The sequence below is a fragment of the Ruegeria sp. B1 genome, assembly GCF_056535885.1.
The window spans coordinates 2,663,804-2,686,897 of record NZ_JBQFJA010000001.1 but is presented as its reverse complement, the minus strand read 5'-3'; the positions used below and the strand labels follow the sequence as shown (position 1 = coordinate 2,686,897).

Below are 23,094 nucleotides of genomic sequence, written 5' to 3'. Positions count from 1 at the left end.
AGATCACCAGCGTCCGGTCGCCGAAACCCACATCAAAGACAAGCGCCGCCGCACCTCGCTTTGCGCCAAATCACCCGCAGCCACACGTTCCGGCCGCTCCACAACTTGCCTTAGCACCCATTCTGCCTGCCACCCGGCGTAGAGGGCCGGGCGGGCTTGTGCAGAGATTGCAGCCCGGTTCGCCTTGGCCCGGCTCAGACGGTCCAGCGCCGACTGCGCCAAACGCCGCACACCGTCGGGCGTACCTTCCACCAGAGGAATGCGTCCCCGGGATTCAAGATCGGGAATGGCACGAAACCAGTTTGCGACGCCGACGCCATACCCGAAATCCCGCACAACGTCTTCATCTGCTGCCCCCAGTGCCTGTGCCACAACGACAAACAAGGAACCGGAACTGTGGTCGATGTAAGCATCAAAGTGATTCTGATCTTCAAACGGATCGCGGTATATATCCCAACGTCTTACGGCGACATATTCATCCAACATACCCGCCAGGTGTGGCGACAGAACCCTGGACAAGGGGGTCATCACCTCATGTCTTCGGACCTTTGAGCCTTCGGCTATGTCCTGCAGCGCTTCGCGCCACCATTGCAGGCGCATTTCGGCGATCATAGGTTCCTGGGTGACCCAGGGCGCACGGGCCACCTCGACGTTCAGGGCATAGATCGGAAACAGAACGGCGCGCGCCGCAACCGGCGCCGCCATCACTGCGAGGAAACGGTCCGGATCAGACCTGTGCACCAACGCGGCGCAGGCTTTGGTGTTGTCGTCAAATGAAACGCTCACTCGGCCGCAGCCTCTTGAGGCCCGCAATCCCGCACCAGTTTCCACTGAATCGCGTCCAGCAGCGCCTCGAAAGACGCATCCACTATGTTTGCACTGACACCGACGGTGGACCAGCGCCGCCCCTGCCCGTCTTCACTGTCGATTATGACGCGTGTAACCGCCTCGGTCCCGCCTTGCGTAATGCGCACTTTGAAATCGACCAGATGCATGTCGTCCAGTATGCGGGAATACTGCCCAAGATCCTTAGACAGTGCCTTGGCCAGCGCGTTCACCGGGCCACGATCGCTGCCCTGCTCGTCATGAGATTCACTGACGGACAGCTTCTTTTCGCCATCCACTTTGACCACAACAACCGCCTCGGACAGGCTGACCGTATTGTTGTACTTGTTCTTGCGCCGTTCGACGGTGACTTTGTAGCGTTTGACCTCGAAAAACTCGGGCATCTGCCCCAGTTCCTCCCGCGCCAGCAACTCAAAACTCGCCTGCGCGGTATCGTAGGAATAGCCCTCGGCCTCGCGCGATTTGATCCGTTCAAGGATGCGACCCAGCGCCGGATCACCAGCCTCAACAGCCAACCCGGCCTCGGTCAGACGTTTGCGCAAATTCGATTGTCCGGCCTGGTTCGACATCGGAATGATACGGGCATTGCCAACCGCGGCCGGATCGACGTGTTCGTAGGTCGACGGGTCCTTGAGGATCGCGCTGGCGTGTAGTCCGGCCTTGTGCGCAAAGGCCGACGCGCCCACGTAGGCTGATTGCTTGCTGGGCACTCGGTTCAGGATGTCGTCCAGCATGCGACTGATCCGGGTCAGTTTTGTGAGCGCGCCCAGACTGACACCGATATCGAAGGCCGAGGCGTAGGGCTCTTTCAGCAAAAGTGTCGGGATCAGCGCAGTCAGATTCGCGTTGCCACAGCGCTCCCCCAGCCCGTTCAGCGTGCCCTGAATCTGGCGCGCCCCTGCGTCCACGGCGGCCAAAGAACAGGCCACTGCATTTTCGGTGTCGTTATGGGTGTGGATACCCAGCCGATCACCGGGAAAGCCCGCCGTTATCAGGTCAGAAACGATACGCCCGACCTCCGCGGGCAGCGCGCCACCGTTTGTGTCGCACAGAACCACCCATCGCGCGCCTACATCCAGCGCCGCGCGACAGACCGCAACTGCATATTCGGGATTGTCTTTGTATCCATCAAAAAAGTGCTCGGCATCAAACAAGGCTTCCCGCCCCTGCGCCACGATATACGCGATTGAGGCCCGCACGTTTTCGGTGTTCTCCTCCAGCGACAGACCCAGCGCATGCGTGACATGGTAATCATGCGTTTTACCGACCAGACACACCGCCTGTGTACCAGCATTCATCACGGCGGCCAGAACATCGTCATTCTCAACGGACCGGCCCGCGCGCTTGGTCATACCAAAGGCGGTCAGCCGGGCAGAGATCTGCGGAGCGGTCTCAAAAAACGCACTGTCTGTCGGGTTTGCCCCGGGCCAACCGCCTTCGATGTAGTCTACTCCCAGGTCGTCCAGAGCCTGCGTGATCTTCACCTTTTCAGCGGTCGAGAACTGCACACCCTGCGTCTGCTGCCCGTCGCGCAAGGTCGTATCGTAGAGGTAAAGTCGTTCCTTGGTCATCACACGTTTTCCAGCTTCGCGGCGTCGAACCCTGCACCAGGGACCAGTTCGACGGTATCTTTGCTCATTCGCACTTCGACACCTGCCGCATTATAGGCCGCTTTCAGGCGGTCGACTTCCGAAAAATCCTTGTTCTGCATGGCCTCGGCCCGTGCATTGGCCAACCGCGCGGCAAAGGACGCCAGATCTGTCGTGTCGGCCTCGGCCCAAGTACCCATGTCCGGCGACAGCAGGCCCAGCACTTGGGCGCTTGCCAACAGAACCGCCGCGTCTCCGTCAGCAGCCAGCCGGTGCAGGTCTGCGATGGCGCCCGCAGTGTTCAGGTCATCTGCCAGCGCGTCAACAACCGTGGGCGCCGCGCTGGCGGCGGGCTCGATGCCCGCTGTCAGCGCCCGCCACTTGCGCAACGTTGCTTCGGCCTCGCGCGCCTTTTTCTCGGTCCAGTCCATGGGCTTGCGATAATGGGTCTGCAGAAACACGAACCGGATCACCTCGCCCGGAATGCCTTGTTCCAAAAGTTCGTGCACGGTGAAGAAGTTGCCCAGGGATTTGGACATCTTCTTCCCTTCGACCTGCAGCATCTCATTGTGCAGCCAGTATCGCGCAAACTCACCCTCGGGATGCGCGCAGCAGCTCTGCGCGATCTCGTTCTCATGATGCGGGAACATCAGATCGTTTCCGCCGCCATGAATGTCAAAGCTGTCGCCCAGCAACTCATAGCTCATGGCCGAGCATTCAATGTGCCAGCCAGGGCGACCCCGGCCCCAGGGACTGTCCCACCCCGGTAACTCGTCGGTCGACGGTTTCCACAGGACAAAATCCATCGGGTTCTTTTTATAGGGTGCCACCTCGACCCGCGCACCCGCGATCATGTCGTCAACAGACCGTCCCGACAGTTTGCCATAGTCGTCTTTCCAGGTGTCGACCGCAAACAGGACATGGCCTTCTGCCGCATAAGCATGGCCTTTGGCAATCAGGTCTTCGATCATCGCGATCATCTGCGGTATGAACTGCGTGGCGCGCGGCATCTCGTCCGGCTCCAGCGTGCCCAACGCGCCCATGTCGTGCAGATACCAGCCGATGGTCTCGTCTGAACGCTCTTGCACCAACTGTTCCAGCGACCCTTTGGCACCCGCCTGCTTGCGCGCCACGGCCGTGGCGTTGATCTTGTCATCCACATCGGTGAAGTTGCGCACATAGGTCACGTGGTCTGCGCCGTAAACGTGCCGCAGCAAGCGAAACAGCATATCAAACACCACAACAGGGCGCGCATTACCGAGATGGGCCCGGTCATAGACAGTGGGCCCACAGACATACATCCGCACGTTGTCAGGATCGATCGGTACGAAATCCTCTTTCGTCCGCGTCCGTGTGTTGTGCAGCTTGATCGTCGTCATCGGTCGGGCTCCTAAGAAACAGCATGCGATTGCGAGTTGGCGCGGGCTTAGCAACTTGTCTCAGGGATGAAAACGAAGGATACCGGCCCGCTTGAAAAATCAGCAGGTAATGCAGCAGGTAATGATGCAGGTCATCCGGTTCATGAGGTTTCGATTATCATGGCACCGGTCTCATGCCAAGGCTTGAGTTCACCCCCACCCTTGGCACTGTTCGCGCATGAGTCGAGATTTCGTAAATTCCGTGTGCCGCGACCTGCCGGGCGCCGACTGGTCAGACCCGTGGGGCGGCGGTCATGATGCCTGGAAAATCGGCGGCAAGATGTTCGCCTGCATTGGCGTGGCCAATGACGGGGTGTCCGTCAAAACACCCGACATCGAAACGGCCCAGATGTTGATTGATGCTGGGGTTGGGGTCAAAGCCCCTTATTTTCACCGCAGCTGGGTACGGCTGCCCTTCGACGCCGAAGCCGATGAAATGCGCCATCGGTTGACCGCGTCTTATGATCTGGTGCGCGCATCCCTGACCAAAAAAGTCCAGGCAGAGTTACCGCCACGAAGCTGATTGACAATTCGCCACCGCTCTGCCCCATTCGCCAGAGGGATCACGAGGAGTGCGACCATGAACCTGTCTGAGCGGATCACACATCTGACCGGCGGCTTCGACGGCTGGGATGTGTTCTACCGGGCGCGCCGCATGGTGAGCGAAGGGCACGCGGTCACCGAGCTGACGATTGGCGAGCACGACATCCGCACCGACCCGTCGATTCTGGAGGCCATGGATATCTCGGCACGGGACGGGCATACGGGCTATGCGATGATACCCGGCACGGACCTGCTGCGCGACACAGTGGCGGCCCGGGTTCAAACGCGCACAGGTGTGCCAACCACGCGGCACAACGTGCTGATCACACCCGGAGGTCAATCCGCGCTGTTCGCCGCGCATGCCGCTGTTTGCGACCCCGGGGATGTCGGCCTGTATCTCGATCCCTACTACGCCACCTATCCCGGCACGATTCGGGGTGTCGGGGCCATTGCACGTGCGGTTCAGACAACTACCGAAGATGCGTTTCAACCCCGCGCAGAGGTGATAGACGCTGCCGCTGACAAGGCCGTGTCACTTCTGATCAATACGCCGAACAATCCGACCGGTGCGGTCTATTCCCACAAAACGCTTCAGGATATTGCCGACCTCTGCCAAAGGCGCGATCTTTGGCTGATTTCAGATGAAGTGTACGACACGCAGGTCTGGCAGGGCGCGCATCTGTCGGCCCGCGCCCTGTCCGGTATGGCCGACCGTACCCTTGTCGTTGGCTCGATGTCCAAATCCCATGCCATGACCGGCTCGCGCTGCGGCTGGATTGTGGGCCCCGAAGAGGTTGTTGCCCACCTGATCACCCTTGCCACGCACACCACCTATGGCGTTCCCGGCTTCATTCAGGACGCGGCCAGCTTTGCGCTGAATGCAGGCACCGCGCTGGAAGACGAAATTGCCGCCCCCTTCCGCCGCCGCCGCGCGCTGGCACTCGGCCTGTTGGCGACCCAAAACACTGTCGGGCTGGTCCCTGCGCAAGGTGCGATGTATCTGATGCTGGATGTCCGTGCGACAGGTTTGAGCGGTGAGGGATTTGCCAACGCATTGCTGGATACCCACGCAATTGCGGTCATGCCGGGCGAAAGCTTTGGGCATGCAACGGCTGGCCACGTGCGCGTCGCGATGACGGTCGATGACGAACGGTTTGCTACGGCTTTGAAAACGCTGTGTGAATTTGCAACAACGCTGGCCGAGCGTCAGGCTGCAGAGTAACCGGGTTCAGAACCGGAATGTCGTACGCAGGTTGAACACGTTGGAATCCAGGCTTCCGTTTGATCGTGTCACATCGTCAAAGTTCTGGCGTAGCGCTTCGCCGCTAATGACGAAATTTTCCCCGATCGGATAAGCAACACCGATACCGTATACAGCAGCCGTGTCGCTATCGAGCGAGGTTTCCGCCCGCGCAGCCCCAACGACGACGTAACCCAGCGCTGGCCCAAAATCGTAACCACCTCGCAGTTTCAGGCTTGTCATGCTGTCCAGGCTGCCCTGATCCTGACTGAGATTCAGGGACAAACGGTTGTATTCAACCTCGCCACCCAGAACAAAATTACCAAAGTCCAGATCGTAACCGATATGGGCGCCGAACGCGGTATCATCCCCACTTGCACCACCGGGAGCGTCGGCGTCTGCATAGCCAAAGCTGAACCCCGCATAGGGCCCTGTCCAGTCTTCTGCCAAGGCAGGACCGGCACATGTCATCATGGCTGAGACAATCAGGGCCGAAAGGGGTTTCATCACTCTCTCCAAGACGTTTTCAACTGGTCATTTGATCCTATGGTTAGATACCACCCGTATGTGAAAACGTGGTTTGCAAAGGTTAAAATTCAATTCACGTCACGCCAGCCTCCTGAATAAGTGAACGAAGTATAACAGATTTCCCCCGATACGGGAAAAACCTCACTCAAATACTCCTTAAGGTCACATTCCACTCCAACCCGAGCGTTTTTTCGGACAGGTCGCAAACAGAACAGATTGTGTCGGCCCCGGCTGGAAGACTTCTGCTCACACGTTGAGGACGCGCATGCACGACGAGCTTTGGAAAATCCGCCTGGTTCGCCGCACCATTGGTGCGGATCGGGGTCGTGCGGCGCGCGGTCGTCCAAAGGTGTCGTGACGCCGACCACCCTAGGAACAGCTCAACGACCGGACTCAAGAATATGAATGATCAATCCCGTAATACTTCGCGCAGCGGTGGACGTGCAGCGCGGCGCGCGGCACGCGCCACGGCCCTGCCCGAGCATCTGCGCCCTGTGCGCCCCGGCATGGAAGGCGGCTATTATAAACCGCTCACCCAGCCCCAGGTCGAGCGCATTCACGAGGCTGCGCTGCAAGCTCTTGAAACCATTGGCCTGGCGGACGCCCCGCCCAGCGGCATCGACTATCTGGTCGGCGCCGGGTGCATCTTGGGCGAGGACGGCCGTATCCGATTCCCCCGCGCGCTTGTCGAAGACACCATTGCCAAAGCCAACCGGTCGATCACCTTGTACAGCCGCGACGGCAATATGGATTTGGAGTTGTCAGGGGCCAAGGTTCACTATGGCACCGCCGGCGCCGCGGTGAGCATGGTGGACGTGCACGGGAACCAGTATCGCGATTCCACCGTGCAGGACCTGCACGACGCGGCGCGGATTTGCCAGCAGCTGGACAATATCCATTTCGTTCAGCGCCCGATGGTCTGCCGGGATATCCTGGACAATCTCGAAATGGACCTGAACACGGTTTATGCTTGTGTATCAGGTACATACAAGCATGTCGGAACCTCGTTCACCGAACCCCACCATGTGGCTCCGGCATTGGAAATGCTGCATATGATTGCAGGCGGCGAAGACAAGTGGCGCGAACGCCCCTTTGTGTCGAACTCGAATTGCTTTGTTGTTCCGCCGATGAAGTTCGCCACCGAAAGCTGTCAGGTGATGGAGGAATGCATCAAGGGCGGCATGCCCGTGCTGCTGTTGTCAGCAGGAATGGCCGGAGCAACCGCACCATCGACCATCGCCGGGGCGATTGCGCAGGCAACGGCCGAATGTCTGGCGGGTCTGGTCTATGTAAACGCCGTCAGCCCCGGTGCACCCGCCATTTTTGGCACCTGGCCGTTTGGTCTGGACCTGCGGACAGGCGCGATGTCGATCGGGTCCGGGGAACAAGCGCTGCTGAGCGCGGGCTGCGCCCAGATGCACAAATTTTACGACCTGCCGGGCGGAGCGGCAGCAGGCGCATCGGATTCGAAACTGCCTGATATGCAGGCCGGGTGGGAGCAGATGTGCTCGAACGTGATGGCCGGTTTGGCGGGGCTGAACATGGTTTACGAAGCGGCAGGCATGCATGCCTCGCTGCTTGGGTATTGCTTTGAAAGCCTGATCCTAAGCAACGACCTGATCGGACAGGCGCAACGCTGCGTGCGCGGCATTGAAGTGACCGATGAAACCCTGGCGCTGGACCAGATCGCGGAAGTCTGCATGGGCGGGCCTGGCCATTACCTTGGCACCGAGGCGACCCTTAGCCGGATGCAGGCGGATTATGTCTATCCCGACCTCGGGGACCGCACATCGCCAAAGGAATGGGCGGAAATGGGCAAGCCCGACCTGCTCGAGAAAGCCACAACGCGCAAAGAAGAGATACTTTCGGCCCCTTCTGCAGCAAAGTTCGACCCGCTTCTCGATGCCGAACTACGCGACAGGTTCAACATTCACTTGCCCGCGTAAGTCATTGAAAAACAGCGGCCCGGGGGAGATCGGGCCGCTGTCGTTCATTAGGGTCAGCCTTGGTTGGGCGGCAACAGTCCCGCCTCTTGCGCCACTGCAACCTCATCGGGATCCAGCGCGCCATCACCATTGGCGTCCATGGTCGAGAAGCTGTCGGTATCCACCTCGGGTGCGATGACCTGAACTTCTTCGATGGTCAGAACGCCATCCCCGTTTGCATCCGCAGAAGATTGCGCGGCAACCAGAGTTGGCAGACCAAGTGCGATTGCTGAGAGAACAGCCAGATTTTGCGGTTTCATTATCGTGCCTCCTGAGTGAGTTTATGTGTGTTTTCGTCCGGACAGGCATCAGAAACACCGCCGACCCGACCCGCGTCACCCGCATTCCGGGATATTGGCCAATTCGCGCCAATCTCCGCGTGTTTGACTGAGTCGCGTCCGCAATCCCCCGCTGTACGAAACGCCGCAATCGCCGTTCGGCGGTTCTTGCCCGATCCGTTAGCGATGACGCGGCAAGGCTCTGCTCAGAAATCCGACTCGGGGTTGAAAAAGAAAAGGGGGCCGAAGCCCCCTGTCAGTTTCGCCATCCAGGCTCATTTCGTTGACCGCCCGGTGTTTTTTGCCTGCGGCCTGGACGTCGCATGAGACGAGCGCACCCGTCCCGTGAGAGAGTGGGAAGGACCGATATTCCGTCCCACCCTGTTCCCGGCCAACACGGGCATGTCGGCCGAGTGGAGCATGGCATCGAAGGTAAGTCTCAGCGCCGTGCTCCGTATTCGTCGGGACCGGTGTTCCGAGGGATTTCCCGGTCCCTACACCCCGGGGTTACCGGGGCGTTTTTCTCAGCTACACCCGCTTGTCGCGCCGCAGGTGTTGCATTTCATACAGGTGCCGTTGCGCACCAGCGTGTAGTTTCCGCATTCGCCGCACGGGTCCCCTTCGTATCCCTGCATCTTGGCTTTGGTGCGGGCGTCCATGCCGGTCGCAACCGCCGCTTCGATGGCTGGAGATTCGAACACAGCAGCGGTTTCCGCCATCCCGGTCACGCCGGATTGACCACCGTTGAAGGCCACAAGGTCTTGCGGCAAACGCTTGCGCAGATACCCCGTCGAACTGATTTGTTTCAGCACTTCCAAAGACTTGGTTGCCGCGGTGTCGCTGATTTCCGACACGTTGGATACACCCTCTTCCTCGCCCCGGCCCAAATCGTCGAACGTTGCGCCTTCGGGTTTCACATGAGCCAGATCGGTGCGGTCCAGGTAGGACACGGCCAATTCGCGGAAGATGTAGTCCAGGATCGAGGTCGCGTTCTTGATCGAGTCGTTGCCCTGCACCATCCCCGCCGGTTCGAACTTGGTGAAGGTGAAGGCATCCACGAACTCTTCCAGCGGCACGCCGTATTGCAGGCCGACCGAGACCGCGATGGCAAAGTTGTTCATCATCGCCCGGAAGCCAGCGCCTTCCTTGTGCATATCGATGAAGATCTCGCCCAGCTTGCCGTCTTCGAACTCGCCAGTCCGCAGATAGACCTTATGGCCGCCAACGATTGCCTTTTGGGTATAGCCCTTGCGACGATGCGGCAGTTTTTCACGATGGCTGCGGACGATTTCCTTGACCACAACCTTCTCGATCACCTTCTCGGCCAGAACGACGGCCTTCTCTTGAGCCGAGCCGCTCTCCAGAACTTCCGCCGCTTCGTCATCATCCTCGACCAGAGCCGCCGCCAGCGGCTGCGACAGTTTCGAGCCGTCGCGATAGAGCGCGTTGGCCTTCACACCCAGCGACCAGCTGAGTTCGTACGCCTTCTGGCAATCCTCGATGGTCGCGTCATTCGGCATGTTGATCGTCTTCGAGATCGCGCCCGAGATAAAGCTCTGTGCTGCCGCCATCATGGTGATGTGACTATCGACCCCAAGGAAACGCTTGCCTTTCTTGCCGCACGGGTTGGCGCAGTCGAAGATGGCGTAGTGCTCTTCCTTCAGGTGCGGCGCGCCTTCCAGCGTCATGGTTCCGCAGACATGGTCGTTTGCCGCATCGATATCGGCCTTGGTAAAGCCCAGATGACGTAGCAGGTCGAAAGTCGGGTCGTTCAGCTTGGTCGCCGGGATGCCCAGAACGCCGGTGCAGAAATCCTCACCCAGTGTCCACTGGTTGAACACGAACCGGATGTCGAAGGCGCTTTCCAGAGCGGCGTCCACTTTGGCCAGTTCATTCGGGCCGAACCCGTGACCTGTCAGCGAGGTGTGGTTGATCCCCGGCGCGTTGCCGATGGTGCCGTGACCGACGGCGTAGGAGACGATTTCTTCGATCTGAGACGAAGAATAACCAAGCTTCTCAAGCGCCGACGGCACCGAACGGTTGATGATCTTGAAGTAGCCGCCACCAGCCAGTTTCTTGAACTTCACCAATGCAAAATCCGGCTCGATTCCGGTGGTATCGCAGTCCATGACCAGACCGATGGTCCCGGTCGGCGCGATCACAGTGGCCTGCGCGTTGCGGTAGCCGTTCTTCTCACCCAGGCTCAGCGCCTCGTCCCAAGCCGACATGGCCAGATCCACCAGACGTTTGTCCGGGCAATTGTCATGATCCAGAGGCACCGGTTTCACGGCCAGTTTCTCATAACCTTCCGTCACCCCCTGCGCGGCGCGGCGGTGGTTACGCATCACCCGCAGCATGTGGTCAGCATTGCGTTTGTAACCTTTAAAGGCGCCCAGCTCACCGGCGATCTCAGCCGAGGTTGCGTACGACACACCAGTCATGATCGCCGTCAGGGCACCACAGATCGCCCGGCCCTCATCCGAGTCATAGCTGTAGCCCATGTTCATCAGCAGACCGCCGATATTGGCATAGCCCAGACCCAAGGTGCGGAAATCATAGGAGAGTTTGGCGATTTCCTTGGACGGAAACTGCGCCATAGTGACCGAAATTTCCAGCGTCAAAGTCCACAGGCGCGAGGCGTGCATGTAGTCGGCGGCCTGGAATTCACCATCCTTCAGGAAAGTCAGCAGGTTCATCGACGCCAGGTTACAGGCCGTGTCATCGAGGAACATGTATTCCGAGCACGGGTTCGAGCCGCGAATCTCACCATCTTCGGGACATGTGTGCCATTCATTGACGGTGTCGTGGAACTGGATGCCCGGATCGGCGCAGGCCCAGGCGGCGTGGCCAACCTTTTCCCACAGATCGCGCGCCTTGACAGTCTTAGCGACCTCGCCGTTGGTGCGGTTGATCAATTCCCAATCGGCGTCTTTTTCAACCGCTTTCAAGAAGGTATTGGTCACGCGGATCGAGTTATTCGAGTTCTGGCCTGAAACTGAGCTGTAGGCTTCGGAATCCCAGTCTGTATCATAAGTCGGGAACTCGATGCTGTCGTGACCCTGCCGGGCATAGTCCAACACGCGCTTGATGTAAGTCTCGGGGATCGCTACCTTTTTCGCCTCGCGAACGGCGATCTTCAGGCTGTCGTTCGTGTTGGGATCATAGGCATCATCTGCGGCACCGTCCCATGACCGAATGGCTTCGAAGATACCGTTCAACATCTTCTCGTGCATCTTCGATCCGGCAACGATCGAGGCCACCTTCTGCTCTTCGATCACCTTCCATTCGATGAATTGTTCAATGTCCGGGTGATCCGCATCGACGATGACCATCTTTGCTGCTCGACGGGTTGTCCCGCCTGATTTGATCGCGCCAGCGGCGCGGTCGCCGATCTTGAGAAAACCCATCAGGCCCGAGGATTTACCGCCACCTGACAGCGCCTCGCCATCCGCGCGCAAATGGCTGAAATTGGTGCCAGTCCCGGACCCGTACTTAAACAGCCGCGCCTCGCGCACCCATAGATCCATAATGCCGCCTTCATTCACCAGATCGTCCTGAACGGACTGGATAAAGCAGGCATGCGGCTGCGGATGTTCATAAGCAGACTTCGATTTGGTCAGCTTGCCGGTTTTGTAATCAACATAATGGTGCCCTTGCGCCGGGCCATCGATCCCATAGGCCCAGTGCAAACCGGTGTTGAACCATTGCGGCGAGTTCGGCGCGGCGCGCTGGGTCGCCAGCATGTAGCGCATCTCATCGAAATAGGCGCGCGCGTCTTCCTCGGTCGAGAAATAGCCGCCCTTCCAACCCCAATAAGCCCAGGCGCCGGCCAGACGGTCAAACACCTGCTTGGAGGACGTTTCTCCGTCGAATTCGGCGCCCTCAGCCGGGACTGAGCGCCACAGAAACTCGGGGACGTCTTTTTCTTTCACCTTCTTCAGCTTGGTGGGAACGCCAGCCTTGCGAAAATACTTCTGCGCGATCACGTCGCTCGCGACCTGGCTCCAGCTTGAGGGAACCTCGATGTCGTCGAGGCGGAAAACGATGGTCCCGTCCGGGTTCCGGATTTCCGAGGTCGCCGAAACGAAATCGAGATCTGCGTACGCGTCCTGCCCGGATTTGGTGAATGTTCTGTCAATCTTCATGTCCGCTGCCTTCGAATTAATGACCGTCTACCCAGCTTCGGGCTCGTAAAAAAACCAAGCCGCCCACCTTGCCGAACCTGACAGGCGCAAAGGACCGGCCGCTGCCAATGGCCGCGCAAAACCGTCCAAGCGGTTGCACAATAAGTTGGTGTGCGTTCCGTCCCGTGCCTGTGCCGTCTCTCTGGATTGAATACCAGATGTTGTGGCATCATGTTTGGCCTACACAATCTGGCGTATCTACCCCTACAAGGTCAACGCCATTTTTCGCTCATTTTGGAAATCTTTTGTGTTGACCTGAACCGCGCGGGGACTACCGGTGTTTGGACCTCCGATTCCTGCTTCGGGTCTCACGCGGCGGTTTTTTACCAATCTGCCAAAACGGGAACGGAAATTGCTGTGTTTACCGGCATAGTTATCGGCATTTGATCAACCACCGGCAACACGGCTAGGTTGTGAAAGAATCACTACGGCTTAAGGCCCCAAACGAAAAGACCGCGCAGGCCAAAGCGCAAATGAATGAGGACTTACAAACAGATGCTTCTGTTTCGAGTATTGCCTGTCGTGACCCTGACCGTGGCCTGCACACCACAAAATGTGCCCGATGGATCACGCAGTGCCCAGTTTTCGCAATACCCAAAAAAGCTGTTCGACACATTTGAAACCAGTTGTACAGGCCCCGGCGAAACTTTTGAGAAGGTTCGAACCGGCGTTTTTGAATGCAGTGAGTTACTGCCGCCGGACACAACGGCCTACTTGATTCTCAATTACGATGGCTCTCCGCAGAACCTGCCCCGAAGTGTCATGCGTCTGACGTCGACAAAAAACACGGCAGGGTATCAGGTCGATGCGCAGCTGTATTTTAAGGTGCCGCAAAAGACCGGGTCCACGGTCGAAGTCCCGGTTGAGAGCAAGGTTCTGGATAGGGCGATCAGCGCCCTATACCAAGCGACGGGTGGGTCACCGACATAAGAGAGAAAAGACATAAGAGAGAAAAGTGGTCGGGGCGGCGAGATTCGAACTCACGACCCCCTGTACCCAAAACAGGTGCGCTACCAGACTGCGCCACGCCCCGGACCGTGCGCCTTCCTAACGATGCCATTTAGATTTGAAAAGCCCTAACAGGGCCAAATTGCGGGGCCTTGCGAAAAAACCTCGTGCCGCATCTGGGTGTCCGGCCCGATCATGTAACGGGCAGAGAGACCAGCGTTGATTTCAAGAACCGCGTAAACCGAATCGCCGCCCTCAACCGGGGTCAGGTCGCCGGGAACAGCCTCGGCGTGGACATAGGTCACCACCCCGGTCCGGTCCAAAAATATCATGTCCAAGGGAATCAGGGTATTTTTCATCCAGAACGACACCGGCTGTGGCGGGTCAAAGACAAACAGCATCCCAGCGTTCCTTGGCAGCGACTCGCGAAACATCAATCCGCGCGACCGCTCCTGCGGGGTGACAGCCAGTTCGACATCGAACCGGATCTGTGTCTTGTCGTTGCGCAGATCGACACGATCGGGGCGACAGGCCGCCAGAACGTCCCCGGCCCAGAACAGCGACAGGATCACCAGAGCCGTACGCATCCACATCATTGCAAATCAGTCATCCAGCGCCGATTCCCAGGCCAGGACCTGGGCCGCCATACGTCCGCGCTTGCCATCGATCACGCGCATGGCCAAGGCTTCGCCGGGTTGCAGGTCCGCCAGACCCGACCGGCGCAGAACCTCGATATGCAGAAAGACGTCCTCGCCCTTGCCAAATACATTGGCAAAGCCAAACCCCTTTCCTTTGTCGAACCACTTGACCCGCGCCGCCTCAAGCGGGGCGGCCGAAATCGCGTCAGGGTCGAGTTCCGCGAAATCCGCCAGCAGCATCGTATCGGCGCGCACCGGTGGGTCAACGTTGATCACCTCGACCGCCTGCACACCGCGATCCGTCCGGTGCGTCATGATCTCGATACCCGCGCCATCCGCGACCGAGCTCTGACCAAAGTTCCGCAACACATTCACATGCAACAGAATATCCGGACCGCCCTCGTCGGACACGACAAATCCATAACCCTTTGCGGGATCGAACCATTTAACGTGTCCACGAACGCGGTACATGTTGTTCAGATCATCTGGCACGGTATTTCCATCGTGAGTTTTTGAGTGTTTTGGTGGCTTGTTGTGCAAGCAAACGGGGGGCAATTTCAAGCCGAAAAACTACAGTGTTTTCTGATCCTTGCATTTCGCGACACGTGAACGTCATGGATTCAACCTCTGCACTTCCCACTCGGAACCAGGCTCTGCCCGCTGCCACCGGAACCGGTCGTGCAGCCGAAACGCGCCATCGGCCCAAAACTCGATCTCGGTCGGCGTCAACCTGTACCCGCCCCAAAACGGGGGGCGGGGCGGATTGGGGCCCAGTTTTGCGGTCACTTTTGCGACCTCGGCCATCAGGGCGGCGCGGCTGCTAAGTGGCTGAGACTGGCGCGATGCCCACGCCCCCAGCCTGCTTTTCAGGGACCGCGACGCATAATACTCATCGGCCTGCGCCCCTTCTTCTAGTGTGATTGTACCACGAACACGCAATTGTCGCCGCAGTGATTTCCAATGCATGACAAATGCAGCTTTGCCAGCACTGTCCAGTTCGCTGGCCTTTTTGCTGTCATAGTTGGTGTAAAAGACAAATGCGTCCGGTTCGATTTCCTTGAGCAGTACCATCCGTGCATTTGGCATGCCGTCAGCATCAACCGTTGCCAGCGCGATTGCGTTGGGATCGTTGACTTCGGTCTTTTCAGCCTCGGCCAGCCACCGACCCGCAATTTCAAACGGATCGTCACCGGCAAAAACGCCATCGCGCTCGCTCATTTCCATCCCCTGGAACGTACTGGGATTGAGCCTATGACGAGATCGTAGCACGGGCAAGAGTGCACGGCCTTGATGCAGCGCAACCAATGGCATAAACCAACCCAACACATCGCGAGGACAGGCGGAGAACCAAACATGTCAAATCAGTTGATGGCCGGCAAGCGCGGCCTCATCATGGGACTGGCCAATGACAAATCAATCGCATGGGGAATCGCGCGGGCCGTGTCTGACGCCGGAGCTGAATTGGCGTTTTCCTATCAGGGCGATGCACTGAAAAAGCGCGTGGACCCGCTTGCGGCGCAGCTGGGCAGCGAAATTGTGCTGCCCTGCGACGTCAGCGACGAGACGTCAATTGATGCGTTGTTTTCCGCTCTTGAAAAGAAATGGGGCAAGCTGGACTTCGTTGTCCACGCCATCGGATTTTCGGACAAGAACGAGCTGCGGGGCCGGTATGTGGATACCAGCCGGGCAAATTTTGGTCTGACGATGGATGTGTCTGTGTATTCTTTCACCGCTGTGATGCAGCGCGCGGAAAAGATGATGTCCGAAGGTGGCAGCGCCGTGACCCTGACCTATTATGGCGCGGAGCAGGTCATGCCGCATTACAATGTTATGGGCGTTGCCAAGGCCGCGTTGGAGGCCTCGGTCAAATACCTAGCCGAAGACTTGGGTAAGGATGGCGTCAGGGTCAACTCGATCTCTGCCGGTCCAATCAAAACGCTGGCCGCAAGCGGTATAGGTGACTTCCGCTACATCATGAAGTGGAACGAGTACAACTCGCCCTTGCGGCGAAATGTAACCATCGACGATGTCGGCAAATCGGCTCTTTATCTGCTGTCAGACCTCAGCAGCGGTGTGACCGGTGAGAATCTGCACGTCGATTCGGGGTATCACATCGTCGGCATGAAAGCGGTCGACGCGCCGGACGTTGAAAAGGGGTGAGACCGTGAGTGCCAAGGACCGCCTGCCCCACGAAAAAGGCTTTCACATCAGTTGGGATCAGATTCACCGCGATTCCCGCGCTCTGGCTTGGCGCCTGGATGGGCAAGGCCCCGACGATGGTGCCTGGCGCGCGGTTGTTGCCATCACGCGGGGCGGTATGGCCCCCGCGATGATCGTGAGCCGCGAGTTGGACATCCGCACCGTCGACACGATCAGCGTGCGATCCTATCACCATCAGGAACAAGGCGAGGCAGAGGTGCTAAAGGCTCCGGATGCCGCCCTGATGGGCGATGGTGAGGGCATACTGATCATCGATGATCTGGTCGACAGCGGCAAAACCCTGGAACTTGTGCGCGACCTGTACCCCAAGGCGCATTTCGCCACAGTTTATGCCAAACCCAAAGGGCGCCCGATGGTGCACACGTTCATCACCGAGGTCAGCCAGGACACCTGGATTTTCTTTCCTTGGGACATGGCATTGCAATATGTCGAGCCGTACCGCGGTACGGACTGACACCTGCCGGCACGGCCCTTTGCCACAGAACTCCTTTGAAATGGCCGCAACGCCCCGCTGATACGTCAGGGATACGGTATGACCCACACACGAACTGCTGCCACGTTTGCTCCTCCGGTGATGGAGGCGCGTCGCTGGCTGGAAGGCGTTCAGTTTTCCGCTGACCGACCGCTGATCAATGTCAGCCAGGCCGCGCCGGTTGATCCACCGCCATTGGCCCTGCGCCAGGCGATGGCCGAGTTTGCCGTCGACACGGATGAGGCACATCTTTACGGCCCGGTTCTGGGCAATCCTGACCTGCGCGCCGAACTGGCCCGTCAGATCGGCAGGCATTACGATGCCAAAGTCGGGCCGGACCGGGTTGCCATCACTTCGGGCTGCAATCAGGCGTTTGCGGCCGCGATATCGGCAATCACCGATCAGGGGGATGAGGTCATCCTGCCAACGCCTTGGTACTTCAATCATAAAATGTGGCTGGATATGGCAGGTGTTCGCGCCGTCGACCTACCCTCGGGCGACGACTTGCTGCCCGACCCGGCCAAAGCTCGCACCTTGATCACGGAAAAGACCCGCGCCATCGCTCTGGTCACGCCCAACAATCCCGGTGGTGTAGAATACCCGGCCGATCTGGTCCGAGCTTTTTTTGATCTGGCGCGCGACACCGGCATTCGCCTGCTTGTCGACGAAACATACCGCGATTTCGACAGCCGTAGCGGCCCTCCGCATAATCTGTTCCAGCAGCCGGGCTGGGATGAAACGCTGGTCCATCTTTATTCATTTTCCAAAGCCTATCGCCTGACAGGGCATCGCGTCGGGGCCATCGCGACAAACGAAGCGTTGTTGTCCGAGATCGAAAAGTTTCTGGACACTGTTGCGATCTGCCCCGGGCAGATTGGTCAATTCGCAGCCCTGTGGGGCATGCAAAACCTGTCCCAATGGCTTGCGGGTGAACGGGACGAAATCCTGGATCGCCGCGCCGCCATTTGCGAGGGAATGCCAAAGCTGAGGGCAAAGGGATGGCGATTGCTGGGCTTGGGTGCCTATTTCGCGTATCTGGAGCATCCGTTCGACATCCCCTCTGACGAATTGGCGCGTCGGCTGGTGGCCGCAGCGGGAATTCTTCTGCTGCCCGGCACTATGTTTATGCCTGACCACGATCCGGCGGGCAAACGGCAGGTTCGCATCGCTTTTGCCAATCTCGACCGGGCGGGCATTGGTCAATTGTTCGACCGGCTGCAGGCCCTGCCCATCTAAGCTTGCCCCCCGGCGACACCCATCGTATTCAGGTCCGCAACCGACGGTGCAGGGTCTCGTCGCAAACCACAAAGAGGGCATCATGGCCGCAGGCAAAAACAGTCTATCCAAAACCTTTGTCTGGATTCTGATGGGCCTTTTGTTTCTGGGTCTCGCAGGATTTGGCGCGACCAATCTCAGCGGCACGGTCCGCACGGTCGCTCAGGTCGGTGACGAGAGTGTGTCGGTCAACGCCTATGTCCGTGAACTGCAGCGCGAAATCCGCGCGGTCGAGGCGCAGACAGGTCAGCCGCTGCAGATGTCGCAGGCCCGTGAACTGGGTCTGGAACAGCTCGCTTTGTCCCGCCTGACGGCACTGGCAGCCTTGGACAACGAAGTCGGGCAGTTGGGGATTTCGATCGGGGATGAAAACCTGCAGCGCGACATCGTTACAATCCCGGCCTTTCAAGGTGTCGACGGAACCTTTGACCGCGAGGCATATCGCTTTCAACTGGACCAGATCGGCATGACCGATACCGAGTTTGAAAACGACTTGCGAAAGGAATCGGCGCGCACGATTGTTCAGGGTGCGGTGATGAGCGGTGTTGAAATGCCATCGACCCTGACGGACGCATTGACGAACTACATCGGCGCCCGACGCAGCTTTACCGTCGCTACCGTTGGCGTCGACGCGCTGACCGACCCAATTGCGGACCCAACCGACGCGCAGATCCAAGCTTATTATGATGAAAACACCGACCTCTTCACCCTGCCCCGAACCAAGCGCCTGACCTATGCCATTCTGTCCCCGGACATGTTGCTGGACGGTATTGAGGTGGACGAAGACTCGCTGCGCCGCCTGTATGATGAGCGGTCGGCTCAGTACCAGCAGCCCGAACGCCGTCTGGTCGAACGGTTGAACTTCTCTGACGCAGCAGCAGCCAATGACGCCAAGGCCCAACTGGAAGTCGGCGGCACAACCTTTGAGCAACTCGTCCGCGACCGCGAGCTTGAACTGAGCGATATCGATCTCGGCGATGTAACGCGCGAAGATCTGGGCGACGCAGCCGATGCGGTCTTTGCCGCCGATCTGGATACCGTCGTCGGTCCCCTACCGTCCGTGTTTGGCCCGGCCCTGTTCCGCATCAACGGATCGCTGGCAGCCAATAATGTGCCTTTTGAAGATGCCGAGCCTGATCTGCGCGAAGAATTGGCGTCAGACCGGGCGCGCCGTTTGATCGAGGCGCAATCCGAAGACATCAACGATATGCTGGCCGGTGGTGCCACTCTGGAGGAACTGGCCAGCGAGACGGAAATGGAGCTGGGTCAGATCGACTGGACCCGCGACAGCACCGAAGAGGTCGCCGCCTATGACGGATTCCGTACAGCCGCCGAAGCAGTGCGCGAGGGCGATTTCCCGGAGGTTGCCTTTCTGGAAGACGGTTCGATCTTTGCCCTCCGGTTGAACGAGGTGTTGCCGCGCCGCCCGGAACCTTTGGACAGCGCGCGCGACCGTGTCGCGGCCGCTTGGGTGCAGGCCGAGACTAATGCGGCCTTGCAGGATCAGGCCAATTCGGTCCTGACCACGCTGGCGACGGATGGTGATTTCACTGCAACCGGCTTGCCGTTCCGGGTGGAAAACGCCCTCACCCGCACCGCATTCCTCGAAGATGTCCCGGTGGATTTCATGAGCGAGGTCTTTGAGATGGAGCCCGGCGAGCTGCGAGTTCTTGGCGGCATCGACTCCGCGCTGATCGTCCGGCTTGATGAGATACTGCCCCCGGCAGAGACCGATGAACTGCGACAGATGGAGGATGCCCTGTCCGCACAGATGGATCAGGCCCTGGCCCAGAACATCTTTGACGCCTATGTACGCGACGCCCAAAGCCGGGCTCGTCCGATCATTGATCAGCAGGCGCTGAACGCCGTGCAGGCGAGCTACTAGACGAGACCAACATGGCCCTGACACCCGATTTCGACAGCTTCGCGCGCGCCTATGAAGCGGGCGAAAATCAAGTCGTATACACGCGTTTGGCCGCCGATCTAGACACGCCGGTTTCGCTGATGCTGAAACTGACGGGTGCACAGAAAGATGCGTTCATGCTGGAATCGGTTACCGGCGGCGAAGTGCGCGGGCGCTATTCGATCATCGGGATGAAGCCGGATCTGATCTGGCGATGTCGGGGCGAAACATCGGCCTTGAACCGCTCTGCCCGATTTGATGCCGAGGCGTTCACCCCGCAGGATGGCAATCCGATGGACAACCTGCGCGCCCTGCTTGCCGAAAGCCGCATCGCGCTGCCCAATGATTTGCCGCAGGCGGCAGCGGGTCTGTTCGGGTATCTGGGCTATGACATGGTGCGGTTGGTGGAATACCTGCCGGATGTGAACCCCGATCCCTTGGGCCTGCCGGATGCGATCATGATGCGCCCATCGGTCATCGCGGTTTTGGATGGCGTCAAGGGTGACGTGACCGTTGTTTCTCCGGCCTGGGTCAGTGAGGGACAGTCGGCCAAAGCCGCTTATGCACAAGCCGCAGAGCGTGTGATGGACGCGGTGCGGGATCTGGAACGCGCCATGCCGGCTGAAACCCGCGATCTGGGCGATGCGTCCGAGGTCGCGCCGCCCGTCTCCAACTTCACCAAATCCGGTTACATGGAGGCGGTAGAGAAAGCCAAGGATTACATCCGCGCAGGCGATATCTTTCAGGTTGTTCCGGCCCAACGCTGGGCGCAGGATTTTCCGCTGCCACCCTTTGCGCTCTATCGATCGCTCAGGCGCACAAATCCATCGCCCTTCATGTTCTATTTCAACTTCGGCAGCTTTCAGGTTGTGGGCGCAAGCCCCGAAATCTTGGTGCGTGTCTTCGGCAATGAGGTCACGATCCGCCCCATCGCAGGCACGCGTCCGCGTGGGGCAACGCCCGAAGAAGACAAGGCCAACGAGGTTGATCTGCTGGCAGACAAAAAAGAACTGGCAGAGCATCTGATGCTTCTGGATCTGGGCCGAAATGACACCGGTCGCGTGGCCAAGATCGGCACGGTTCGCCCGACCGAAGAGTTCATTATCGAACGCTACAGCCACGTCATGCACATCGTGTCCAACGTTGTCGGTGAACTGGCCGAAGACAAAGACGCACTGGACGCGTTTTTGCCGGAATGCCCGCGGGGACGGTCTCAGGCGCACCAAAGGTCCGCGCGATGGAGATCATCGATGAGTTGGAACCGGAAAAACGCGGCGTCTACGGTGGCGGCGTCGGGTATTTCAGCGCAGGCGGCGACATGGATATGTGCATCGCATTGCGGACGGCCATCGTGAAGGACCACAAGCTGTACATTCAGGCCGGTGGCGGTGTGGTTTACGACAGCGATCCAGAAGCCGAATACATGGAAACCGTTCACAAATCCAACGCGATCCGCCGCGCAGCAGCGGACGCCGCGAGGTTCACCGGGTCTGGTAACGGCTGAAATACAAGGGCGGCGATCCTGCGAACACCGCCCTGATCAACACAAGTGTGTCAGATCAATCTACTGGATTTCCCGCATCATGACGGCCGAGATCGGCGCCATGGCGACACGGCTGCCGCGATCTTCCAGCCCCCAGAGCAACAGGGCAGAAATCGTCTCGGGGCGGACGCGGCCCAGCATGACAACCGTTCCTTCCTGACCGGCACGGAACGCGGCCTGGTCCAGAAAACGCCGCATGATTTTTGGGTCCTGCCGTGCCCCGTCAATATCCCGGAACACGACGCCTGACGGGATACCGTTGCGCGCGGCCAGTTTCTGGACTGTGTTCAAGCCATTGTCCTGCGTGATTAGGCCACGCCCGGTCCCGCCTGCAATCGCCGCGACCTGATCGGCGAGTTTCCGGTTGCCCTGAATGCCGGTTTCGACACCTTCCAGAATGCCAACCGTTTCGGGCAACGCGTCCAGCCAAACGGAGAGCGATACTTCGGCATCCTGCGCACTTGCGGCCTCGGGCAAATCCGCGAGGGCCAAAACTTCGAATCCGGCCGCGCGGTGCTTGGCCATCTTTTGGGCGGCGTCAGGATCCGACGGGCTGACTGCAAAACTGATTGGATAGGGGAAATCCTGCAGCGCCTCGACCCCAAACGCCCCTTCGTCATCAATCAGAATGATCGACATCAGCGGCTTGGCCTCGGGGTTTTCGAACGCCGCTGCAAATGCTTCGATTGGCTTACCCGGCGCGGCATTACCGTCAGAGCCTGCTTCGGCAGGCTCGTTATCGCGCTCGGTCAGCGGAACCACACGTGTGCCCACGATGGAGTTACCATTAGTTGCCTCGTCCCCGCCAATCTGCGGCAGTGCGGCGATCCTGGGCAATTCACGCGGTAGGATCTCTTCTTCCCCTTCCGCGGCAATAGGACTGTTTTCGAACGGGTTTTCTTCTTCGGCGTCAACGGCGGTATCCGGTGTTGCCGGTAAGTTCTCGGGCTGCGGCTCTGGCTCCAGCACCGCCACATCCTGTGTCTCTGGCTCGGTGGGCTGCTCGGGTGTTTCATCGATAACGATGGGCTGCGTGTCGTCTTGTGGGGCCGTCGGCGCAGAACTGGGAGACGGGGGCGCTGTCGGAGCTTCCGTCACAACCGAAACGTCCGCAGACCCTGGCTGTTCTGGCTGTGCAAGACCCTGCGCCGCGCCGCCAATGGTCGGCTGATCGTCGGATCCGGTTTCGATACCTGACAGATCGGCCAGATCATCAGACGCGCCCCCGGCGGCTTTCGGCGCATGCGGCGGCAATTCCACCAGATCGGCGTCGGCGCCGGCCTCGGCCACACCGGACGGTGCCTCAGGGGCTTCAAGCGCCGCCGGTTCGGGCGCCAGCGTGGTCACAACCGTCTTGTTGGTCAGCGGGGTGTTCAGCGACAGCACCGCGCCCAAGACCAAGACAACGACCACGCCTGCGATCATTCCTCCGACAAATCCGCCCATTGCTCCTGCCTTTCGCCTCTTGTCCTGCTTGCCCATCT

The 23,094-nt window shown here is 59.2% G+C and carries 18 protein-coding genes, 1 tRNA gene and 1 pseudogene; 9 read left to right on the top strand and 11 right to left on the bottom strand.

The genetic code is table 11. From position 1 onward, the window contains the following. Positions 1-3 precede the first annotated feature (3 nt). From ACR3ES_RS13235 to cysS, 3 genes are read right to left on the bottom strand one after another with little or no spacing between them, the layout of a single operon-like run. Positions 4-786 (bottom strand): squalene/phytoene synthase family protein, encoded by a 783-nt coding sequence (locus ACR3ES_RS13235; RefSeq protein ID WP_170434888.1) that lies wholly within the window; start codon positions 784-786, stop codon positions 4-6. Then, a complete protein-coding gene (gene cimA / locus ACR3ES_RS13230) occupies positions 783-2,417 on the bottom strand; it encodes a citramalate synthase (protein ID WP_170434890.1) in 1,635 nt (544 codons plus the stop codon). Before cimA ends, ACR3ES_RS13235 begins: the two co-directional genes overlap by 4 nt. Further along, the gene (gene cysS / locus ACR3ES_RS13225; protein WP_170434891.1) at positions 2,417-3,814 is read right to left on the bottom strand and encodes a cysteine--tRNA ligase; all 1,398 of its coding nucleotides are present in this window, start codon (positions 3,812-3,814) and stop codon (positions 2,417-2,419) included. Before cysS ends, cimA begins: the two co-directional genes overlap by 1 nt. A 217-nt stretch (positions 3,815-4,031) precedes the next feature. Here cysS and ACR3ES_RS13220 point away from each other — a divergent pair, with 217 nt between their 5' ends. Next, a complete protein-coding gene (locus ACR3ES_RS13220; protein WP_170434893.1) occupies positions 4,032-4,376 on the top strand; it encodes an MmcQ/YjbR family DNA-binding protein in 345 nt (114 codons plus the stop codon). Positions 4,377-4,433: 57 nt separating this feature from the next. Beyond that, entirely contained in the window at positions 4,434-5,618 is a 1,185-nt protein-coding gene (locus tag ACR3ES_RS13215) for a pyridoxal phosphate-dependent aminotransferase (protein ID WP_170434895.1), read from the top strand. 6 nt (positions 5,619-5,624) lie between these two features. On the opposite strand, the gene ACR3ES_RS13210 is transcribed toward ACR3ES_RS13215, so the two are convergent. Continuing rightward, positions 5,625-6,143 (bottom strand): porin family protein, encoded by a 519-nt coding sequence (locus ACR3ES_RS13210; protein WP_170434897.1) that lies wholly within the window; start codon positions 6,141-6,143, stop codon positions 5,625-5,627. 422 nt (positions 6,144-6,565) lie between these two features. Here ACR3ES_RS13210 and ACR3ES_RS13205 point away from each other — a divergent pair, with 422 nt between their 5' ends. Next, positions 6,566-8,110, top strand: a complete 1,545-nt coding sequence (locus ACR3ES_RS13205) for a trimethylamine methyltransferase family protein (RefSeq protein ID WP_170434899.1) — start codon at positions 6,566-6,568, stop codon at positions 8,108-8,110. A gap of 53 nt (positions 8,111-8,163) precedes the next feature. Here the strand turns inward: ACR3ES_RS13205 and ACR3ES_RS13200 are convergent, their stop codons facing one another. After that, complete coding sequence (locus tag ACR3ES_RS13200) at positions 8,164-8,409, bottom strand: EF-hand domain-containing protein (RefSeq protein WP_170434901.1); 246 nt, start codon at positions 8,407-8,409, stop codon at positions 8,164-8,166. 542 nt (positions 8,410-8,951) lie between these two features. Continuing rightward, positions 8,952-12,572: a vitamin B12-dependent ribonucleotide reductase gene (locus tag ACR3ES_RS13195; RefSeq protein WP_170434903.1), complete on the bottom strand. Its 3,621-nt coding sequence runs from the start codon at positions 12,570-12,572 to the stop codon at positions 8,952-8,954. A gap of 516 nt (positions 12,573-13,088) precedes the next feature. Here ACR3ES_RS13195 and ACR3ES_RS13190 point away from each other — a divergent pair. Next, complete coding sequence (locus ACR3ES_RS13190) at positions 13,089-13,541, top strand: hypothetical protein (protein WP_480634724.1); 453 nt, start codon at positions 13,089-13,091, stop codon at positions 13,539-13,541. Between the two features lie 26 nt (positions 13,542-13,567). On the opposite strand, the gene ACR3ES_RS13185 is transcribed toward ACR3ES_RS13190, so the two are convergent. The 4 genes from ACR3ES_RS13185 to pdxH form a co-directional block, all read right to left on the bottom strand. Next, positions 13,568-13,644, bottom strand: a tRNA-Pro gene (locus ACR3ES_RS13185). A gap of 43 nt (positions 13,645-13,687) precedes the next feature. Beyond that, a complete protein-coding gene (locus tag ACR3ES_RS13180; RefSeq protein ID WP_480581875.1) occupies positions 13,688-14,146 on the bottom strand; it encodes a DUF192 domain-containing protein in 459 nt (152 codons plus the stop codon). 15 nt (positions 14,147-14,161) lie between these two features. Next, positions 14,162-14,668, bottom strand: a complete 507-nt coding sequence (locus ACR3ES_RS13175) for a cold-shock protein (protein WP_480425579.1) — start codon at positions 14,666-14,668, stop codon at positions 14,162-14,164. A gap of 141 nt (positions 14,669-14,809) precedes the next feature. Continuing rightward, positions 14,810-15,415 carry a pyridoxamine 5'-phosphate oxidase gene (gene pdxH, locus ACR3ES_RS13170; protein ID WP_170434910.1) on the bottom strand — a complete coding sequence of 202 codons (606 nt, stop codon included), beginning with the start codon at positions 15,413-15,415 and terminating at the stop codon, positions 14,810-14,812. Positions 15,416-15,550: 135 nt separating this feature from the next. Here pdxH and fabI point away from each other — a divergent pair, with 135 nt between their 5' ends. The 5 genes and pseudogenes from fabI to trpE all read left to right on the top strand — a co-directional run bounded on the left by fabI (position 15,551) and on the right by trpE (position 21,571). Beyond that, positions 15,551-16,357 carry an enoyl-ACP reductase FabI gene (gene fabI / locus ACR3ES_RS13165; RefSeq protein WP_170434912.1) on the top strand — a complete coding sequence of 269 codons (807 nt, stop codon included), beginning with the start codon at positions 15,551-15,553 and terminating at the stop codon, positions 16,355-16,357. Positions 16,358-16,361: 4 nt separating this feature from the next. Beyond that, complete coding sequence (gene gpt, locus ACR3ES_RS13160; protein ID WP_170434914.1) at positions 16,362-16,871, top strand: xanthine phosphoribosyltransferase; 510 nt, start codon at positions 16,362-16,364, stop codon at positions 16,869-16,871. A gap of 78 nt (positions 16,872-16,949) precedes the next feature. After that, complete coding sequence (locus ACR3ES_RS13155) at positions 16,950-18,125, top strand: aminotransferase (RefSeq protein WP_170434916.1); 1,176 nt, start codon at positions 16,950-16,952, stop codon at positions 18,123-18,125. Positions 18,126-18,207: 82 nt separating this feature from the next. Next, positions 18,208-20,049 carry a peptidyl-prolyl cis-trans isomerase gene (locus tag ACR3ES_RS13150; protein ID WP_170434918.1) on the top strand — a complete coding sequence of 614 codons (1,842 nt, stop codon included), beginning with the start codon at positions 18,208-18,210 and terminating at the stop codon, positions 20,047-20,049. Between the two features lie 11 nt (positions 20,050-20,060). Then, a pseudogene (gene trpE, locus ACR3ES_RS13145) lies at positions 20,061-21,571 on the top strand (anthranilate synthase component I). A gap of 60 nt (positions 21,572-21,631) precedes the next feature. Here the strand turns inward: trpE and ACR3ES_RS13140 are convergent. Next, positions 21,632-23,056, bottom strand: a complete 1,425-nt coding sequence (locus tag ACR3ES_RS13140) for a divergent polysaccharide deacetylase family protein (RefSeq protein WP_170434922.1) — start codon at positions 23,054-23,056, stop codon at positions 21,632-21,634. Positions 23,057-23,094: the final 38 nt, after the last annotated feature.

What these genes read in the sequence shown, in the direction of transcription:
- cimA (WP_170434890.1), bottom strand. Translation starts at nt 2,417, where the DNA reads ATGACCAAGGAACGACTTTACCTCTACGATACGACCTTGCGCGACGGG.
- cysS (WP_170434891.1), bottom strand. Translation starts at nt 3,814, where the DNA reads ATGACGACGATCAAGCTGCACAACACACGGACGCGGACGAAAGAGGAT.
- ACR3ES_RS13220 (WP_170434893.1), top strand. Translation starts at nt 4,032, where the DNA reads ATGAGTCGAGATTTCGTAAATTCCGTGTGCCGCGACCTGCCGGGCGCC.
- ACR3ES_RS13215 (WP_170434895.1), top strand. Translation starts at nt 4,434, where the DNA reads ATGAACCTGTCTGAGCGGATCACACATCTGACCGGCGGCTTCGACGGC.
- ACR3ES_RS13210 (WP_170434897.1), bottom strand. Translation starts at nt 6,143, where the DNA reads ATGAAACCCCTTTCGGCCCTGATTGTCTCAGCCATGATGACATGTGCC.
- ACR3ES_RS13205 (WP_170434899.1), top strand. Translation starts at nt 6,566, where the DNA reads ATGAATGATCAATCCCGTAATACTTCGCGCAGCGGTGGACGTGCAGCG.
- ACR3ES_RS13200 (WP_170434901.1), bottom strand. Translation starts at nt 8,409, where the DNA reads ATGAAACCGCAAAATCTGGCTGTTCTCTCAGCAATCGCACTTGGTCTG.
- ACR3ES_RS13195 (WP_170434903.1), bottom strand. Translation starts at nt 12,572, where the DNA reads ATGAAGATTGACAGAACATTCACCAAATCCGGGCAGGACGCGTACGCA.
- ACR3ES_RS13190 (WP_480634724.1), top strand. Translation starts at nt 13,089, where the DNA reads ATGAGGACTTACAAACAGATGCTTCTGTTTCGAGTATTGCCTGTCGTG.
- ACR3ES_RS13180 (WP_480581875.1), bottom strand. Translation starts at nt 14,146, where the DNA reads ATGCGTACGGCTCTGGTGATCCTGTCGCTGTTCTGGGCCGGGGACGTT.
- ACR3ES_RS13175 (WP_480425579.1), bottom strand. Translation starts at nt 14,668, where the DNA reads ATGTACCGCGTTCGTGGACACGTTAAATGGTTCGATCCCGCAAAGGGT.
- pdxH (WP_170434910.1), bottom strand. Translation starts at nt 15,415, where the DNA reads ATGAGCGAGCGCGATGGCGTTTTTGCCGGTGACGATCCGTTTGAAATT.
- fabI (WP_170434912.1), top strand. Translation starts at nt 15,551, where the DNA reads ATGTCAAATCAGTTGATGGCCGGCAAGCGCGGCCTCATCATGGGACTG.
- ACR3ES_RS13155 (WP_170434916.1), top strand. Translation starts at nt 16,950, where the DNA reads ATGACCCACACACGAACTGCTGCCACGTTTGCTCCTCCGGTGATGGAG.
- ACR3ES_RS13150 (WP_170434918.1), top strand. Translation starts at nt 18,208, where the DNA reads ATGGCCGCAGGCAAAAACAGTCTATCCAAAACCTTTGTCTGGATTCTG.
- ACR3ES_RS13140 (WP_170434922.1), bottom strand. Translation starts at nt 23,056, where the DNA reads ATGGGCGGATTTGTCGGAGGAATGATCGCAGGCGTGGTCGTTGTCTTG.